Origin of the sequence: Winogradskyella sp. (assembly GCF_028282165.1) — a bacterium.
GTDB lineage: Bacteria > Bacteroidota > Bacteroidia > Flavobacteriales > Flavobacteriaceae > Winogradskyella.
In genome coordinates, this window is record NZ_JANQIM010000006.1 from 22,691 (window position 1) to 40,688 (window position 17,998).

At 36.2% G+C, this 17,998-nt stretch carries 19 protein-coding genes; 7 read left to right on the forward strand and 12 right to left on the reverse strand.

The features are described 5' to 3' along the window. Position 1 precedes the first annotated feature (1 nt). The 6 genes from Q0972_RS03330 to Q0972_RS03355 all read right to left on the reverse strand — a co-directional run bounded on the left by Q0972_RS03330 (position 2) and on the right by Q0972_RS03355 (position 6,040). Complete coding sequence (locus Q0972_RS03330; protein ID WP_299362580.1) at positions 2 to 892, reverse strand: DUF6268 family outer membrane beta-barrel protein; 891 nt, start codon at positions 890 to 892, stop codon at positions 2 to 4. A 2-nt stretch (positions 893 to 894) separates the two neighbouring features. Beyond that, entirely contained in the window at positions 895 to 1,773 is an 879-nt protein-coding gene (locus Q0972_RS03335) for a mechanosensitive ion channel domain-containing protein (RefSeq protein WP_299362582.1), read from the reverse strand. Between the two features lie 3 nt (positions 1,774 to 1,776). Further along, a complete protein-coding gene (locus tag Q0972_RS03340) occupies positions 1,777 to 3,090 on the reverse strand; it encodes an ABC transporter permease (RefSeq protein ID WP_299362585.1) in 1,314 nt (437 codons plus the stop codon). Positions 3,091 to 3,092: 2 nt separating this feature from the next. Beyond that, the gene (locus Q0972_RS03345) at positions 3,093 to 4,019 is read right to left on the reverse strand and encodes an ABC transporter ATP-binding protein (RefSeq protein ID WP_299362587.1); all 927 of its coding nucleotides are present in this window, start codon (positions 4,017 to 4,019) and stop codon (positions 3,093 to 3,095) included. A gap of 246 nt (positions 4,020 to 4,265) precedes the next feature. Beyond that, positions 4,266 to 5,378 carry a molecular chaperone DnaJ gene (dnaJ, locus tag Q0972_RS03350; RefSeq protein WP_299362589.1) on the reverse strand — a complete coding sequence of 371 codons (1,113 nt, stop codon included), beginning with the start codon at positions 5,376 to 5,378 and terminating at the stop codon, positions 4,266 to 4,268. A 110-nt stretch (positions 5,379 to 5,488) separates the two neighbouring features. Next, positions 5,489 to 6,040: a nucleotide exchange factor GrpE gene (locus tag Q0972_RS03355; protein ID WP_299362591.1), complete on the reverse strand. Its 552-nt coding sequence runs from the start codon at positions 6,038 to 6,040 to the stop codon at positions 5,489 to 5,491. A 166-nt stretch (positions 6,041 to 6,206) separates the two neighbouring features. Between Q0972_RS03355 and Q0972_RS03360 the strand changes: the two genes are divergently transcribed. After that, positions 6,207 to 6,860 (forward strand): YceI family protein, encoded by a 654-nt coding sequence (locus Q0972_RS03360; RefSeq protein WP_299362594.1) that lies wholly within the window; start codon positions 6,207 to 6,209, stop codon positions 6,858 to 6,860. A gap of 281 nt (positions 6,861 to 7,141) precedes the next feature. Here the strand turns inward: Q0972_RS03360 and Q0972_RS03365 are convergent, their stop codons facing one another. Next, positions 7,142 to 7,651 carry a fasciclin domain-containing protein gene (locus tag Q0972_RS03365; protein WP_299362596.1) on the reverse strand — a complete coding sequence of 170 codons (510 nt, stop codon included), beginning with the start codon at positions 7,649 to 7,651 and terminating at the stop codon, positions 7,142 to 7,144. Positions 7,652 to 7,779: 128 nt separating this feature from the next. Here Q0972_RS03365 and Q0972_RS03370 point away from each other — a divergent pair, with 128 nt between their 5' ends. From Q0972_RS03370 to Q0972_RS03380, 3 genes are all read left to right on the forward strand, one after another. Then, positions 7,780 to 8,334, forward strand: a complete 555-nt coding sequence (locus tag Q0972_RS03370) for a sigma-70 family RNA polymerase sigma factor (protein WP_299362599.1) — start codon at positions 7,780 to 7,782, stop codon at positions 8,332 to 8,334. Next, complete coding sequence (locus tag Q0972_RS03375; RefSeq protein ID WP_299362602.1) at positions 8,334 to 9,116, forward strand: anti-sigma factor; 783 nt, start codon at positions 8,334 to 8,336, stop codon at positions 9,114 to 9,116. The genes Q0972_RS03370 and Q0972_RS03375 overlap by 1 nt, the downstream gene beginning before the upstream one ends. 143 nt (positions 9,117 to 9,259) lie before the next feature. Then, complete coding sequence (locus tag Q0972_RS03380) at positions 9,260 to 11,206, forward strand: AAA family ATPase (protein ID WP_299362604.1); 1,947 nt, start codon at positions 9,260 to 9,262, stop codon at positions 11,204 to 11,206. Here Q0972_RS03380 and Q0972_RS03385 read toward each other — a convergent pair whose 3' ends face one another. The 4 genes from Q0972_RS03385 to Q0972_RS03400 all read right to left on the reverse strand — a co-directional run bounded on the left by Q0972_RS03385 (position 11,207) and on the right by Q0972_RS03400 (position 14,523). Continuing rightward, positions 11,207 to 12,124 carry a TIGR01777 family oxidoreductase gene (locus tag Q0972_RS03385; RefSeq protein WP_299362607.1) on the reverse strand — a complete coding sequence of 306 codons (918 nt, stop codon included), beginning with the start codon at positions 12,122 to 12,124 and terminating at the stop codon, positions 11,207 to 11,209. Between the two features lie 741 nt (positions 12,125 to 12,865). After that, positions 12,866 to 13,582 (reverse strand): tRNA (5-methylaminomethyl-2-thiouridine)(34)-methyltransferase MnmD, encoded by a 717-nt coding sequence (mnmD, locus tag Q0972_RS03390; protein WP_299362608.1) that lies wholly within the window; start codon positions 13,580 to 13,582, stop codon positions 12,866 to 12,868. 4 nt (positions 13,583 to 13,586) lie between these two features. Continuing rightward, entirely contained in the window at positions 13,587 to 13,985 is a 399-nt protein-coding gene (locus tag Q0972_RS03395; protein ID WP_299362610.1) for a hypothetical protein, read from the reverse strand. 34 nt (positions 13,986 to 14,019) lie between these two features. Next, the gene (locus Q0972_RS03400; protein ID WP_299362613.1) at positions 14,020 to 14,523 is read right to left on the reverse strand and encodes a DUF4920 domain-containing protein; all 504 of its coding nucleotides are present in this window, start codon (positions 14,521 to 14,523) and stop codon (positions 14,020 to 14,022) included. 118 nt (positions 14,524 to 14,641) lie between these two features. Between Q0972_RS03400 and Q0972_RS03405 the strand changes: the two genes are divergently transcribed. Continuing rightward, positions 14,642 to 15,712: a branched-chain amino acid aminotransferase gene (locus Q0972_RS03405; protein WP_299362615.1), complete on the forward strand. Its 1,071-nt coding sequence runs from the start codon at positions 14,642 to 14,644 to the stop codon at positions 15,710 to 15,712. Positions 15,713 to 15,800: 88 nt separating this feature from the next. Here Q0972_RS03405 and Q0972_RS03410 read toward each other — a convergent pair whose 3' ends face one another. Further along, entirely contained in the window at positions 15,801 to 16,187 is a 387-nt protein-coding gene (locus Q0972_RS03410) for a nucleoside triphosphate pyrophosphohydrolase family protein (RefSeq protein WP_299362617.1), read from the reverse strand. Positions 16,188 to 16,240: 53 nt separating this feature from the next. Here Q0972_RS03410 and Q0972_RS03415 point away from each other — a divergent pair, with 53 nt between their 5' ends. Beyond that, on the forward strand, positions 16,241 to 16,426 hold the full coding sequence (locus Q0972_RS03415) for a hypothetical protein (RefSeq protein ID WP_299362619.1): 186 nt from the start codon (positions 16,241 to 16,243) through the stop codon (positions 16,424 to 16,426). 140 nt (positions 16,427 to 16,566) lie between these two features. Further along, a complete protein-coding gene (locus tag Q0972_RS03420; RefSeq protein ID WP_299362621.1) occupies positions 16,567 to 17,895 on the forward strand; it encodes a DUF5723 family protein in 1,329 nt (442 codons plus the stop codon). Positions 17,896 to 17,998: the final 103 nt, after the last annotated feature.

A 17,998-nucleotide genomic window follows, 5' to 3' on the forward strand; every position in this document is an offset into this window, starting at 1 on the left:
TCTATATTTTAAATTTTAATCCTGTTCTTAAATAAAATGCATTTAGTTCATCTAACCTAAAGACTTCATCTGTATTTTCATTCCTTAACACATTATTCAACCTAAAGGTATATCCTACATAAGTATATGCTATTAAATGTTTTGTAAAGCAATATTCATACCCAAGTCCGCCAACAGCGACAGAAAGTGATATATGATCAGCTACTCTATCATTAACTACTATTGGCCTTTGGATATTAGCAAAATAACCATCTAGTGCCGCAAATGCCTGTAGGACACTATGCGCATTAAACGTATATTTTAAGTTAGACTTTGGCACACCTACATTAAAAGACCAATGTTCATTGATGCGTCTAAAATAACTTACAAAAGGCAAAGGATAAGGTATCCCTGCCGTAGTATTGTAGGTTAATCCCAAAACCAGACGATATGGCCGTTTTATATCCTTAGCATCCGTTCTATCCTTAATAGCAAAAATACCACCATTTAAGAATAAATCTTCTGAGGTTATCGAGTTCGTAAGTGTTGAGGCAATCCTCGGATTGATATTAAGTCCTAGCCTCCAATCATTCTTACATTTAAATGTATAACCTAAACTCAAATCTATAATATGCAATCGATTTAATTGATCTGTATTGAATGGGTAATCTTCTTCTAGATTAAGGATAATTCGGTTGTATTCACCTCCAACAACCAGATAGTCTTTATCTTTAATTTTTATCGGGTAATTTAAAACAGCCCTTAACCTGGTATATTGATCATCTGATCTACTACTTGGAATAAAAGAATATTCAATACGTGCTAAATCGGTAAGTTGTGCCTTTACAGAATGAATACAGCATATGGCTAAAGTTGCCAAAATTGTATAACATTTAGAAAAGCGTAAAATCATCCTTATTTATTTTCAATAATATGAATATCGCGTTGTGGGAACGGAATTGTAATATTGTTTTCCCTAAAAAGTTTATCGACTTCAAATCTGATATCGCTCTTTGGAAACGCAGCCATAAAACTATCATTAAGCGTAAACACTAACTTAAAATTTAAAGCACTATCGCCAAAGTCTGTAAACAGTACTACTGGTTCTGGAGTTGAAATGACATCAGGATGTGTATTTGCTGCTTGTAACAAAAGCTTCTTCACCAATTGTATATCACTACCATAAGCTACTCCAACGGATACGCTCTCACGTGTTAACGTTCCATTTTGCGTCCAATTGTATAACGAATTTGTTAAATATAAATGGTTTGGAATGACCAAGACCTTATTATCTATAGTAACAGCTCTAGTTGTTCTTAATTTAATTTCCTCTACTCGTCCTATTTTTCCGTCCAACTCAATGATATCACCAACATGAACGGTTTGATCTATAAGAATGAATACGCCAGAAATGATATCCTGAAATAAGGTCTGTAATGCCAGACCAACACCAATGAGTAATGCTGCAGACGCTGCAAAAATAGCCGTGACGTTAACCCCAACTGAATGTAATGTAATAAGCAGAATTATAAGATAAATGAGCCATCTAAAATAACCGTAAACCACATTGAATTTTCCCTTATCAGATTCGGGTAGATTTCTGGTGAGTATTCTGAATAAGATTTTTAGTATCACTGTTGTAACTACTATGGCAGTAATTACAATAAATATATCCAAGATGGAGATACTAATATTTTCACCAAAGTCGATGTGCTGGTTCAGAAAATCTGAAATTTTTTCCCAAGTACTACTTTCAGTTACTTTATCTTCAATTTTTTTTAACTCTTGAACCATATATTAATACTTCAACCACTTGAAAAGCTCCTTGTAGGTTGGTTTCTTACCATACATTAAAATACCCACACGGTAAATCTTCGCTGCAAACCAAACGGCAAACATAAACGATCCTATTAGAAGTAAAAGCGATAATACTTGTTGCCATGGAGGAACACCAAAAGGAATACGCATTAGCATCACAACGGGCGATGTCAATGGTATAAATGAAAATACCGTCGAAACTGTACCATGCGGATCTTCGATTACTGTAAATACTCCAACATATACGGCTAAAATCAGCGGCATTAATATGGGCAACATAAATTGTTGCGTGTCGGTTTCATTATCTACAGCGGCACCAATGGCAGCATAAAGTGAGCTATACAATAGATAACCTCCAATAAAGAAGAAAATAAAAGCAATGACAAGATTCAATATTGGTAAGTTATTAATGCCGTTTAATATACTCTCTGCAATGGCCTGTGTACCTTCTGCTTGCATGGCTTGATTCATTATTTCTTGTTGCTGGCTTGATGCCTGAGACATATCAATACCAAAAATTGCGGATACAACAACCATTAATACACCACCCAATACCACCCAAATAGCAAATTGTGTAACACCTGCCAGAGATGTTCCTATGATTTTACCCATCATCAATTGAACAGGCTTAACGGAAGAAATTATGACTTCGATAATTCTACTAGTCTTTTCCTCAATAACACTTCTCATAATCATGTTACCATATATTATGATAAACATAAATAGCAGGTAACCTGCTATACCACCAAATGCTAGTTTGATAATATTATCTATTTTAGAAGTTTTTTCGCCATCAAAACTCTCCTGGGTAATATCTACATTTGTTTTAGAGGCTTCAATTTGGGCCAATGTTACACCATCTTTTTGAAGCTTCATTTCGCGAAGACGTTTTTCTATCTTTCGTTCAATACCAGAGATTACGGTTAATGATGGGGATTCTTCAGAATAAAACTTAATATTTTTAGAAACCTCATCTAAACTATCAACTTTGTCAATATGCAGCAAACCATATTCTTCTGTTTCTTTAACCAAAGTCATGGCTTCCTCTAAACTAAAATCGCTAAGGTTATTATACGTTGTATTTTCTGTGTTCTGAAAAACATCTTTCAAGTAACCTGTTTCATCCAAAACAGAGATTGTGCGTTTTTTATCATTGTTTAATTGCGACAGGTAGGCGACAACGGCAATAAGCGCAATCATAATCAAGGGGCTTAAAAACGTCATTACGATGAATGATTTGTTCTTCACCTTTGTAAGATATTCTCGTTTTACAATAAGAGGTAGATGATTCATTCTTAATTGTTTTTTACGGTTTCAATAAAAATATCATTTGCCGTCGGAATTACTTCGACAAAGTGATGAACCTCGGCCTTTGAAGCTAAAAATGACAGCAAATCATTTGATGAAATAGAGTCATCTATTTTTACATTCATCTTTATATCGTCATTCAAGTTTTTAAACGTTGCTGGAAGCACTTCGAATTTATCTTTTATTTCTGTCAAAACAGCATTACTGTTATTAGATTGCAAACCAACTTCAAAGGTATTGGTCTTAAACTGACGTTTGATATCATTTAGTTTCCCGTCTAAAATTTTCTTTGATTTATCAAGAAGTGCTATATGGTCGCAGAGTTCCTCGACCGATTCCATACGATGGGTCGAAAATATTACTGTAGCACCATCGTCTCTTAGTTGAAGAATCTCATCCTTAATAAGATTTGCATTAATAGGATCGAAGCCAGAAAATGGTTCATCAAAAATTAGAAGCTTTGGTTTGTGGAGCACGGTAACTACAAACTGAATTTTCTGCGCTTGTCCTTTACTAAGTTCTTGGATTTTTTTGTTCCACCAATCCCCTATTTCCAACTTGTCAAACCAATATTTCAATCTGGTTTTCGCCTCAGATTTTGCCATACCTTTAAGTTGCGCCAAATACAAAGCCTGTTCGCCAACTTTCATGGATTTATACAAACCGCGTTCTTCAGGTAAATACCCAATATCCCTGATATGTTCGGGTTTTAAAGGCTGTCCGTCTAGTTGAACAGTACCCTCATCTGGCATGGTGATTTGGTTAATTATACGAATCAGTGTTGTTTTACCTGCGCCATTTGGACCTAATAATCCAAAAATACTGCCTTTGGGCACGGCAATAGATACTTGATTTAGTGCTTTAAAGTTTCCGAAGTTTTTGGACACGGAATCAGCAACCAACAAATCATTCATATACAAAGCGATTTTCTATAAGAGGTTAGTGCGTAAATATATTAAATGTAAAGCGTTTATGACGTATAAATTGTTCACTAATTCACTTATCTTTAAACCCATACGTCATACATTGTTTCATAAAAACAAAACCCACCCTTATGGTTAGATAAGGATGGGAAAAAATTGCTATGAAAAAGAAAAATTACCGCTAATAAGCATTAGCGATAATTCAAAGATAGTATTTTTTATTTAACAGACGCTTTTTTATGAAAACATATCTTTAACCTTTTCAAAAAAAGATTTATCCGAACTTTCTGGTTTTGGCTCAAAATGCTCGTCTTCTCTCATGTTTTCAAAAAACTCCTTTTGCTTTTTATTCAAAGTCTTTGGTGTCCAAACATTTACATGAACCAGTAAATCGCCCTTACCGTAGCCATTAATGCTCGGAATTCCCTTTCCTCTCAACCTTAGAATTTTTCCGGATTGCACACCTGCTTCAATTTTAATTCTTACCTTGCCCGTAACGGTATCTATTTCCTTAGAAGTTCCCAAAACAGCATCAGGCAAACTCACATACATATCATAATGTAAATTATCGCCTTCTCGCTTTAAGGTTGGGTGTTCTTCTTCAGTAATAACAACTAATAAATCTCCTGCAATACCATTACCTGGCGCATCATTACCTTTTCCTGTAACCTTAAGTTGCATACCGTCAACAACACCTGCTGGTATTTTAACGGAAACTGTTTCTTCGGTAGCAATAAGGCCTTGAGCATCGGCATTTGTTGGTTTTTTATCTATGATTTGCCCAGTACCTCCACACGTTTGGCAAGTGCTGGCAGTCTGCATTCTTCCTAAAATGGTATTAGTAATACGCGTAACTTGACCTGTTCCATTACAAGTTGTACAAGTTTTGTATGTAGTGCCTTTTGCCTGAACTTTACGCTTTACTTTTATCTTCTTCTCAATGCCGTTGGCGACTTCATCTAGAGATAACTTTACGCGTATTCTCAGGTTACTTCCTTTAACCATACGTCGTCCGCCACTACTAAAGCCGCTAAAACCACCGCCTCCAAAAGCACCACCAAAGATATCACCAAATTGGCTAAAGATGTCTTCCATGTTCATACCTCCACCACCAAAGCCACCTGCGCCTTCAAAGGCCTGATGCCCAAACTGGTCGTAACGTGCTTTCTTATCCGGATTACTTAATACTTCGTAAGCCTCGGCTGCCTTTTTAAACTTTTCCTCTGCCTCTTTATCATCCGGATTTTTATCAGGATGATACTTTAGAGCCATCTTGCGATAAGCCTTTTTAATCTCTGAATCAGAAGCATCCTTGCTTACTCCTAATATGTCGTAATAATCTTCTTTCATATCTTATGTCACGTCTTACGTGATATCTTTATAATTGTTCTCGATACATCCTGACGGTCCCGATAGCTCGGGATCAGGACACTCGAACTGACGAGTTAAATCAAAAGTTTTTATGCTTGTCCGATTACCACCTTTGGGAATCGGATAACTTTATCCCCAAGCTTGTAGCCACGTTCCACAACGTCAATGATCTTACCTTTCAAATCATCACTTGGCGCTGGAATTTGTGTTACGGCTTCATGGTCGTCGGCATTAAAGGCATCGCCTTTGTTTACTTCAATCCTAGATAGGCCTTTTTGTTCTAACGTATTTAGAAGTTTGTTGTAAATCAGTAATACGCCTTTACGCAATTCTTCTGCTTCTTTATCTTCTTCAATATGCATTAAAGCGCGCTCAAAATCATCTAATACAGGAAGCATCGCCAACATTACACCCTCACTTGCTGTTTTAAATAAATCTAGGCGCTCCTTGTTGGTTCGCTTTTTATAATTTTCGAACTCAGCGAATAAACGCATAAACTTATCTTTTTCCGCGGCTAACTGATCTTGCAACTGTTCCTCAGCAGACTTTTCTTCTTTTTGTTCTTCTGCCTCTGCTGTAGCTGTGGCTGTATCTTCCACCTGTGGTTCTTCAACCTCTTTGTTCTTATCTTTTTTACTCATTGTGAGTTTTATTTTGAAACTTAATTTAAATCTTCGATTTAGATGTGCAAAAGTACTGCCATTATTATAAAAATGTCAAAATGTCATTAACATTTTTTTATCATTCTTTGGGCTAGGATATGATTAACTTTGCGACTCAGAAACAAATTCAAAAAAAAACACTCACATGAAAACATCATTTTTAAAAATTTTTGCTTTAGTTGCATTCGTAGCGTTCTCTAGCTGTAAAGACAAAGCTAAAGAAGCTGAAACTACAGAAGCAGAAAAAGCGGCTGTAGCAGAGGTCACTGCTGTAAAGTTTAAGGCCGATACAGAAAAATCTACTATTGAATGGAAAGGCTTTAAGCCAACAGGATCACACACAGGTACTATATCTATAGGAAAAGGTATCGTTAAAGTTAATAATGGTACTGTTGAAAGTGGCAGCTTTGTCATTGACATGGGTACTATTAAGGTTACGGACATTCCTGCAGAAGAAGAAGGTAATGCTAAATTAACAGGCCACTTAACTAGTGCTGACTTTTTTGATGTGTCTACTTACCCACACGCTAAATTTGAAGTTACTGGTTTAGAAACTGTAGAAGGAAAAACCATGTTATCTGGTAATTTAACAATGAAAGATGCCACTAACAACATCAGTATCCCTGTAACAACAAGTATTGATGGCGACAACATGACGTTAACAAGTGAAGCATTTACCATAGACCGCTCTAAGTGGAATATTAAGTACGGTTCTAAATCATTCTTTGACAACTTAGGTGATAAGTTTATTAACGATGATATTGAGCTAAAAATAAACTTAGTAGCGACAAAGGCTTAAAAATCACTAAATTTTGATCTGCTGTTATAAAGTATCGAGAACTGTTTAATTAAAAAAGACTTCTCGATACACCCCAACGGTCCCGATAGCTATCGGGATCAGGACATTCGAAGTGACAACACTAATAAACTCAAAAAGCACTTACATTTCTGTAAGTGCTTTTCTTCTCCATAGCAATTCTTATAACTAAAAATTGCTTCACTATTAATCAATCAACATCAACCAAATTATCGATTAATAGCCTTGTAGTAATGCGTTATTAACTATTAACACTAAAACCATTATTTAGGCATTACTACGGTGTCAATTACATGAATCACACCATTACTTCCTGCTACATCTGTCGCTGTGATTTCACTGTAATTGCCTGCTTGGTCTTTCAACCAGATTTTTCCATTTTTTTGCTTTACGGTTAATTTTTGTCCGGCTAGTGTCTCTACCTCTACTTTGCCTTTTCCTTTCTTTAAGGCAGCAACAACATCGCTGGCCATCAACTTCCCAGATACGACGTGGTAAGTTAAAATTTTAGCTAGGGTCTTCTTGTTTTCTGGCTTCAATAAGTTGGCCAACGTTTCTTTGTCAATTTTGGCAAAGGCATCGTTAGTTGGTGCAAATACCGTAAAAGGACCTTCGCCTTGTAAGGCTTCAACTAGATCTGCAGCTTTTAATGCAGCTACTAAAGTTGAGAAATTTTCGTTACCTACAGCAACTTCAACAATGGTTTGTGCTTTTGTTGTCTGTGAGATTGCTAAGGCAACTACGGTTGTTAAAACAAATACTAACTTTTTCATGATTTTTTTAAATTTTTGGTTAAACTATCTCGCACTTATTTCATTTTTGAAGTGCTTTCGTTTATATTTACACAGGCTTGTTTATACTGGATGAGCAAAGCCTCATATTTGGGAAATCTTTAACATTAATGCAAAACGATAACCGTCTTATTCAACAACTACAACAAAAGGATGAGCGTGCGTTATCATTACTCTACGATAAATATGCTGGAGCCATTTATAGCGTCATCTTAAAAATGATCAGAGATGAAGGCAAAGCCCAAAACCTTTTACAGGATACTTTTATGACGGTTTGGGAAAAAGCCGAAAGTTATGATGCCAGTAAAGGTCGTTTTTATACTTGGGTGTATCGTATAGCGAAGAATAAAGTGTTAAATGTACTGCGGAAAACTGATCCCCTCATCCAAACCGATGATTTTAGTGTATATAATCAAAAAGAAGATGCTATTAGTATAGATACTGAATATTTAGAGCTTAATGGTGCCGTAACAAAGCTCGAAGCGCATCATAAGCAAGCTATTGAATTGGTATACTTTAAAGGTATGACACATCGCGAAGCTCATGAGGTTATGGATGTACCTTTAGGGACATTTAAGTCTTATGTGCGGCAGGCCTTAAAACAATTGCGAGACAGCTATGCCAAAATGCTGAGTTTACTATTACTAATACTAAATGCGCTGTGATGATGGATAAGAAAACGATATTAGAAAATGGACTACTAGAGCAATATCTGCTTGGAGAACTCAACGCTAAAGAACGCGAACAGATTGAGCAGGCCTTAGCATCTGATACTGAACTCAAAGTGCATTTTGACCAATTGGAACAAGACTTTGAAACCCTCGGCCTCGAAAATGCTATTACTCCTCCACCATTTATAAAATCACAACTTCTAAAGAACATAAAACCTTCTTCTGTAGCACCTAAAGTTGTTGAAATGCAACCTAACAAGACTAAATTCTACTTCGGAATTGCCGCTAGTATAGCTGCGTTTTTATTGGTCAGCAGTTTTTGGTTATATAATGAGTTGAATACCACTAAACAACAACTACAGACCGTCGAAACTAACAATACCGAGTTAAATTCCACCATTGAAAGCCTTAACCAAAAGCTGAACGCTAACCAATACTTATATGCGGCTATTGTTCATCCTGATACAGAGCAGTATATCTTAAAAGGCAATGCTTTAATGCCTGAAGGAAAAGTGGTGAGTTACGTGAATCACAGCACCAAATCCGTGGTGATTAATACGGAACGCTTACCGCAACTTGATGCTGAGCACGACTACCAAATGTGGGCTGATATAGAAGGCGAAATGATTAATATGGGGGTCATCTCTAAAGACACCAATCTTATGGCCATGAACTACATTGACCATGCCGAATCCCTAAACATTACCATAGAACCTGCTGGTGGTAACGACCATCCTACGGTGGAACGGTTGGTGACGAATGTTTATTTAAAATAGTCTATTTTTCTTTTGTTTATTTTGAATATTAGCAGTACACCTATTATTTTACTTTATTATTTTCTTAATTTTAAAAATTAATTCAAAAATGAATTTATTTCAAAAAATTCTTACTCTTTGTATTTAAGTTATAGTTATAATAAATGAGATTAGCGTATTGTAAAATACATGGCTTCAAAAGGTTTCAAAAAGCCTCGGTTAACCTAGATAGAAAGTTAATAGCTTTTGTTGGACCTAATGAGTCTGGAAAGAGTTCCTTTTTTGAAGTTTTAGCTAGTACAGAAAACCAAGATGAGTTTCAGCACAAACAATTATCCAGAGATGAGAATTATGATAATGATCACGACGTCATAGAACTCTGTTACTCGATCGAGGAAGATGATTTAAAGAAACTTAAAGAACTTAATGGTGTTGGAAATCCAAAATTTTATAGCAGATATAAAGCTGTAAATGGAAAAACTACTTATTCATTTTCGGCTGAGATTAAAAGAAATATTGAATTAAGAAAAACGTCAAGTGGAATAATTAAATCGTTAATAAAGTCCAGTTATTATAAATCAAAGCTAGAGAAACATATCATAGCAGAAGGGGATTATGCTGCTAAAGAACCTGAATACACTTTTTTAGACTATTCTGATGAAATAATACAAGAATTACATAATTCTGATGAAAACTTAACTACTGAAACTATTGACTATCTAAATCAATATAAAAATGATCTCGAAGATTTTATAGAAACTCTTCCCAAAAGCAGAAATAAAAGACCTCTTCAACTGCTTGAATCATTGAAGGACCTAATGATAAAAGAATCTCAAGAACATCCTGAACAAATGTTCATGGAGTATTTATCAAGTAAGAGACCAAAAATAGTATTCTTTGATAAGGAAAATAGAGATTTAAAAGAGACCTATTCTTTTAGTGAGATTGAAAATCCACCACCGTCATTAAGAAATCTTTTTTCAGTCGCGGAAATTGAAAACAAAAAGTTGATGGAAGCCATACAAAATGGAGATTCTGGTTTACAAGAGTCAATTATTGAAGATGGGAACTTAAATCTAAAATCAAAATATAATTCATACTGGAATCAAGCTGATGTTTTTCCAAGAATTAAGCTAGAAAATAATGAAATTAGAATTCTGCTAAGGTTTGTTAATTCATATAATAACATTAGTGACCGTAGTGATGGTCTTAAGCAGTTTATCGCTTTATTGGCATTTGCATTAAACAATGATAAACATAATGAGTTAATTCTTTTAATTGATGAAGCAGAGATACACTTGCATTATGCTGCTCAAGCTGATATTGTAGAGCTATTTGAAAAACAAAAAATAGTAAATTCAATATTTTATTCTACTCACTCCGCTGGATGTCTCCCAAGTGATTTGGGAACAGGGATTAGAGTTATTCAACCAATTAAAGAAAATCAGAAAGAAACCACTAAGAGTGAAATTAAAAATTCCATTTGGTCTAACACAGCCGGCTTTTCACCAATTTTGCTCGCAATGGGCGCGAATATTATTGCTTTTTCACTTACTAGAAAAGCATTAATTGCTGAAGGTCCTTCCGATACAATACTCCTACCAAGACTTCTAAGAGAAGCTACACTTACTAATGAGTTAGATTTTCAAATAGCACCTGGTTTAGCATCTATATCCATCGAGAAATGTAAAGAACTTGATTTAGAAGCTTCTAGAGTATCATTTATTGTGGATGGAGACAACGGAGGAGAAAAAATCAAGAAAAAACTAATTGAAGCTAAATTCAGGCCCAACAAGATTATTTCGTTGCCAAAAAATCATATCCTAGAGGATTTTATAGATAAGGAAGTACTGTTAAAAGCCACAAATTCTATCATAAGCAAATTTCAAGAGAACACTTTGAATTTAAAGCCTTCAAATATACCTAATAATGGGTCAATAAAGTTTTTAGAGGATCAATGCAAAGTTCAAGGTATAAAATTTCCAGGTAAAGTTTTAATTGCCGAAGAATTAGTGTCATTAGGCTATAATGAACTTATTTTAAAATCAAATAATAGGAATAAACTTCTAAAAGTTTTTGATAAAATAACTAAATCTTTGGATCTATCTTAATCACAACAACAAATCCTCCAACGCTGGTCTTAAATTAGCATAGCTAAAATGAAAGCCTTTATTCTCTATTTTTTGGGAACTGACACGTTGACTTTCAAACAACAACATGTGCATTTCGCCTAAAGCAAGTTTCATTGCAAATTTTGGGATATTGGGTAAGATCAAGGGCTTTTGCAACACATTGGCAGCTACTTTAGTTAACTCTTTATTGGTCACAGCATTTGGTGCAACGCCGTTGTAAATACCTTCGAGTTGGTGCTTTAAAACATACATAAAGATACTGGCTAAATCTTCAACATGGATCCAACTTTGCCATTGTTTACCATCACCAAAAGCAGCACCTGCGCCTAGTCTTATCGGTTTTACAATTTCGGGCAGAGCACCGCCATCTTTGGCTAAGACCAAACCTATTCTAATCTTAGCAACTTTAATACCTAAGTCCTTAAAGCCATCCACGGCTGCTTCCCACTGTTCTACAACTTCTCCTAAAAATGACTTGGAGACTTCATCATGGGTTTCTTCATAATAATGCGTGTGGCACGTTGGATAAATCCCAATCGCACTTGCCGATACTACATGGTCAATGGTATAATGATGGGCTTTTATCGTCTTTTGGAGCAATTGTGCGGTTTTGGTTCGACTTTCTAAAACCACTTTTTTGTAGGCGTTAGTCCAACGCTTGGAAATGGAAGCACCTACCAAATTGATAATAGCAGACACATCTTTAAAACAACTATGATCGATCTCACTGTTAGATGGATTCCAATAGAAGCCTTTGTAATTGGCTTCTGTATTTAACTTGGATTTAGACGTCGTTAAGTAATGGACGTTAATGCCTTCTGCATGACATTGCTTTACAATCTCTTGCCCTATGAGCCCTGTTGCTCCTGTGATTAAAACGGTTTTTGGGTGTTCCATGGTGTAAAGATACGATAAGGTGTAGGCCTAAGATGAGACTTTAGTTTGGATTTAACGTTTGCAAAACCCAAACGTCAATTCGAGTGGATTTTGAATGTACAAGTAGATAAAATTTATGTGGAGAACATATGCACATCCAGAGACTTCTCGATATATCCTCACGCTTACGGTCAGGACACTCGAAGTGACAACAACGAAGCCCTAACTACTATAGTATGTCAGTTTGAGTGGATTTTGCGATTGTAAAGAGTAAAATTTACACTTAGACTTGCTCAGATAGGACTATCAAGAACCATGTTAATCAAAAGACTTCTCGATAAAAAATCCCAAAAATGGGATTTCACTCGAAGTGACAACAAAGAAGCCCTAACTACTGTACTATGTCAGTTCGAGTGGATTTTGCGATTGTAAAGAGTAAAATTTGTATCGAGAACTCATGTGCTCCTAAATACTTCTTGATATATCCTCACGCTTACGGTCAGGACACTCGAAGTGACAACAAAGAAGCCCTAACTACTATACAATGTCAGTTTGAGTGGATTTTGCGATTGTAAAGAGCAAAATTTGTATCGAGAACTCATGTGCTCCTAAATACTTCTTGATATATCCTCACGCTTACGGTCAGGACACTCGAAGTGACGATAAGTAAAACTTAACTGCGATTACCACGTCATTCTGACAAAAAAGTCAGAATTCCTCGTAATGACACCATTGATGCATCAGAATATCATGACAAGAAGGTTAGATTTTGCGCGCTCGTAACATCTCTCTTTTTCCTGGTGGGCCTGGAAGACGTTCCACCGTAAAACCGATAGCTTCCATAGCACGTCTTACACTACCTTTGGCTGAGTAGGTGACCAAAACACCATTATCCTTTATAGCTTTATACATAATGCTGAATATGCCTTCAGTCCAGAGTTCAGGCTGCACACGTGCGCCAAAAGCATCAAAATAAATGATATCAAAAACACTTTCGTCTTTAATATCCCTAAAGAACTTTTGTTGTTTTTCGAGTTGAAAATAAGATGAGACTTTATGTCTTTCTTCCCATGTAACTTGATGCAATTGTTCAAATTGCGCTTGATGTGCTTGGGAAATCAATGCTACATAATTCAGTTGTTCAATTTCATCAGCTTCTACAGGGTAAGCTTCTACGCCAACATAATTGATGCTCTGCTTAAGTTGTTCTGCTTGTATTAAAGTGAGGAAAGCATTGAGTCCTGTGCCAAAGCCTATTTCGAGGATATTTATGGGATGAGATCCTGAAGCAAGTTCAGGATGACGAGAGCCTTCATGAGATACTGAATCGAGTTCAGTACAGAAGAAAAGCAAACCATGTTTTATAAACACATGATTTGCTTCTTGTATGGCACCGTGGATGGAATGGTATTGTTCGTTCCAATCTTCAATCTGAATGGTCTTTGAACCATCGGAAGTGGTGATGATCTTTCGCTTCAATTAGTTATTGAATCAGTAGTTTCTTAATCTTAGGGATTGGTCCCGTACACTCAGTTTTATGACAAGCTAAACAGTTGTTAATCGCAGCATTGTAACGTGCTTTCAACTCAGTATTAGACAATGTATCAACAACCGTTTGCTGTGATTCGATAAACACATTCACAAAATTGTTCCAAACAGCTGTTCTCTGATGACCCTTGCTCATTTCGGCAGAGTGAAGTTTCATCAAATCCAATGGCATTGTTGTTGGCACTTCCCCATTAACGATTTGATGCTTTAGCTGTAAATTATAAGCATACAAGGCGTTCATAAAATTTGCCATCTCCGAAGGCTTATACATTACCAATTCGGGTTTAGCATCAGCTTCGGGCTCTTTTTGTTCAGCTTTTTGTTGACAACTCAAACAGAGTAGCAAAAAGACACAAATTGTAAAATGCTTATTGCTCAAGAAGGACACCATCAGCAAGAAATTGGTATTCGAATTTAGGCTCGGTAATGGCTGCAATTTCTTCTTCAGATTTTCCTGCATCTTCTGCATAATGTCTTAGTTCATCTACTGAAGTTTCGGTCACAAAAGCTTTACCATTTACCACAACTTCGCCCTCAGCATTTAATGGCATAAAAAACCCATAATCCTTAAACTTCACCATGACTTCATTATTGTCTCCCATATCCAATTTCATCCAGCAACCTTTCTTAGAGCATACATCAATGATTTTTCCTTTCATTTTGGCATTAACGGTATCACCAGCTTTTAAACCTTTGTAATGCACCATCATCCGCTCGGAAGATAGGGCATCTGAATCATTGATTTCCATCCCGAACGATGCATACGCGATTTCTTGCTTTATCTCTTCTACCTTTTCTTCTGTTGTTTTATTCTCGTTTTTACATGAAAATACTAGAGTTACAACGGCTAATAGATAAATTATTTTTTTCATTTTTATATGTATTTCAATTGATTTTTCCGAATTACAAATTTACGAAATTTAAGCCAATATTACCTTTTATTAACCGCTTTGATTTTGTATTTTTGCAGAAAATTAAAACGCTCTTTTGATGGCAGAAATTCACCCTAACGAAATCGTTGTAGTAAAATCCGAAAACACTAAAATCAATTCTGTCGATTTTAGCAATTTAATATTTGGTCGCGTCTTCACTGACCATATGTTTATTTGCGATTTTGAAGATGGTAAATGGCAACCGCCTAAAATTATGCCTTATCAGGCCCTAACAATAGAGCCCTCTGCCAGAGTATTTCATTATGGTCAAGCAGTTTTTGAAGGTATGAAAGCCTACAAAGACGCTAATGGCAATATCTTTTTGTTTAGACCTGACGAAAATTTTAAGAGAATTAATAAGTCTGCAGCCCGATTAGCGATTCCCGAATTTCCTGAATCCTACTTTTTCGAAGGGATGAAAACCTTGCTAAAATTAGATAGTGATTGGATTAAACCTGGCATTGGTAACTCCCTTTACATTCGTCCATTTGTTATTGCGACAGAACCTGCAATTTCAGCTTCACCAGCAGCGACCTATAGATTTATGATTATTTGTTCGCCTGCAAAGGCCTATTATAATGAGCCTGTACGTGTACTTTTTGCTGAAAAGTATAGCCGTTCTGCTGATGGCGGTGTTGGTTTTGCTAAAGCGGCTGGCAATTATGCCGCGCAATTCTACCCGACAAGTTTGGCACAAGAAAAAGGCTTTCAGCAAATCATTTGGACCGATGCTTCCACCCACGAATATCTGGAAGAAGCTGGCACGATGAATATCTTTTTCAGGGTTGGTGATAAATTAATAACGGCTCCAAACAACGATCGTATATTGGATGGTGTAACACGTAAGAGTGTGATTCAACTTGCAGAAGACTTGGGTATAGATTACGAAGTAAGACGTGTAAGCGTTAAGGAAATTAAATCTGCTGCAAAAGATGGCAGCTTAAAAGAAATCTTTGGTGCTGGTACTGCCGCAGTTATTAGTCCAGTTTCAGCTTTTGAACATGGTGGTGATGTTTTTGAAATTCCAGAGATTGAAAATGCTTATGCATCCTTATTTAAAAAGACCTTAATGGACATTCAGCATAATCTATCCGAAGATAAGCATGGTTGGAGACATGAAGTTCGTTAGGTGTTAGGTGTTAGGTGTTAGGTGTTAGGTGTTAGGTGTTAGGTGTTAGGTGAAACTAGTATATACTTTTAGAGTTTCAAAGGTTTAATTATTTTTCCAAAATCTCTTTTATATGCGGTTTAAAGTAGTTTGGACCTTTTAGAACTTTGCCATCTTCTCTGTAAATTGGTTCACCGTCTTCACCCAACTTACTCATATTGCTGCGTTGAATTTCCTCAAAGACTTCTTCTATTTTATGTTGTAGACCATGTTCAATAATCGTTCCACAAAGAATATAGAGCATATCGCCAAGGGCATCTGCCACTTCAACCAGATCATTATCATTGGCAGCTTCAAGATATTCTTCATTTTCTTCACGCATTAGTTTGTAGCGCAGCATATTTTTTTCTAATCCCAAATTGGCTTTTGGAGTTTCTAGATATCCTAACTTAAAAGCGGTGTGGAATGCCTTTACAGCATTGATTTTGTCTTGCATAAGAGTTTCGTTTGTTAGTGCTTAAATTTGTATCTTCGTATAAAAATACGCTAATGTTTTCTACAGGTCAATGGATTTTTGCAATTTTATTTTTTGTCGCATTTGTGATTGCTATTGCTTACCAATATCGTAAGGACAAAAAGATACACAAAGCTTACTACAAGGGCACGGTTTGGATACTGATTGCTTTTATCGGTTTTATTGGTATGATCGCTGCCGTTAAGTTTCTTTTGACCTAAATCTCTCTAGTTGTTTCACACAACTTTTCTGCACTTAAAATAGTCTCTCAGTTTCTATGTCTTAGACATTTACAATCTCTTATTTGCTGAATTCAGTCAAAATTTACTAACTTCATTGAGACTATTAACCAAACAACCAAATGCTAACAACATATAAAGTCGTTAGCCTCACAGTGCTTTTCTCTCTCCTATTGTTTCCATGTTGGAGTCAGAATTACTTAGGCTATACTGTAGACAATTATGCGGGTGTTCATGCCGTAAGTTATAATCCGGCTATGATTATATCCACCTATCAAAAAACAGATATTAATATCGCGTCTGTAAGTGCCTTTGGCGGAAGCGACTATTTTGGCATCGATGTCGGAAGCCTTATAAGCACTGATGAAGTTTTTACATTTGATGACGATACCGATAGATTTCCTAATGACAATAATGACTTTTTTGCCAATGCTGATATTTTGGGGCCATCGGCCATGTTTAGATTGAATGACAAGAGTAGCATAGGTGTCATCACAAGAGTCCGTGGTCTTTTTAATCTCAGTGAAATCAACGGCAAACTCTATGAAAATTTAGTCGATCAATTTGAAAATGATGAGGATTTTAGTTTCGACTCCCAAAACCTTTCTGGAACGGTCCATGCCTGGACAGAGATTGGTGTGTCTTATGGTCGGGTATTATTAAAAAAAAGTCAGCACGAATTGACAGGTGGAATCACCCTAAAGTATTTACTAGGCGCAGGTGGGCTTTTTGCGAGTAGTCCGGGATTGGAGGGCGAATTTATTGGTAATACCGAAACCCTACAAACACGAGGGTTTTTAAATTATGGGAAAACACAGGATTTTGACAGAGACAATGTCTTGTTTGATAACTTAGAGTATGGCTTGGGCTTGGATTTAGGATTTATATATACATGGTCTGCAAGCACTGCCGAAGACGACGTTAAATTACAAAATCCTTATACCTTAAAAGTTGGCGTTTCAGTCACTGACATTGGTTCTATTAATTACAATCAAGCAGAAATCACCTCTTATAATTTAAACGCTTCGGTAAGCACAACGACTTTTCAAGAAGATATCGAGGAATTTTTGGATAATAATTACGATAGTACCGCAGATAATCAAAATGCCAGAATTCAATTACCGACTGCTTTGCATATCCTAGTCGACTACCATCTCACCAAAAAATGGTTTGTGAGTGTACAATCTGATGTATCCTTGGTCGAGCGACGTGTTGAACGCAGTAATACGATTACTAATGTATTGACGCTCTCCCCTCGATATGAAACCAAATGGTTTGGTTTTTATCTCCCTGTTAGCCTTAGACAATCTGAAGATGTCGTTGTTGGTGGCGGCTTTAGACTCGGACCACTAAGTGTTGGCTCTGGATCTGTGTTTAGCAACTTCTTATCTAATAGTTCTAAAACTGCAGACCTCTTTGTTGCCCTTAAAATACCCATCTACAATAAGTAGCAAAGTGTTAAAACTCATTTTATGTTTAGGGATTTACGGTTTTAAGTTGTTCTATAATAAAAGCAACTATGATCTTTCTCTATATTATTTTGGTTTTGGTGTG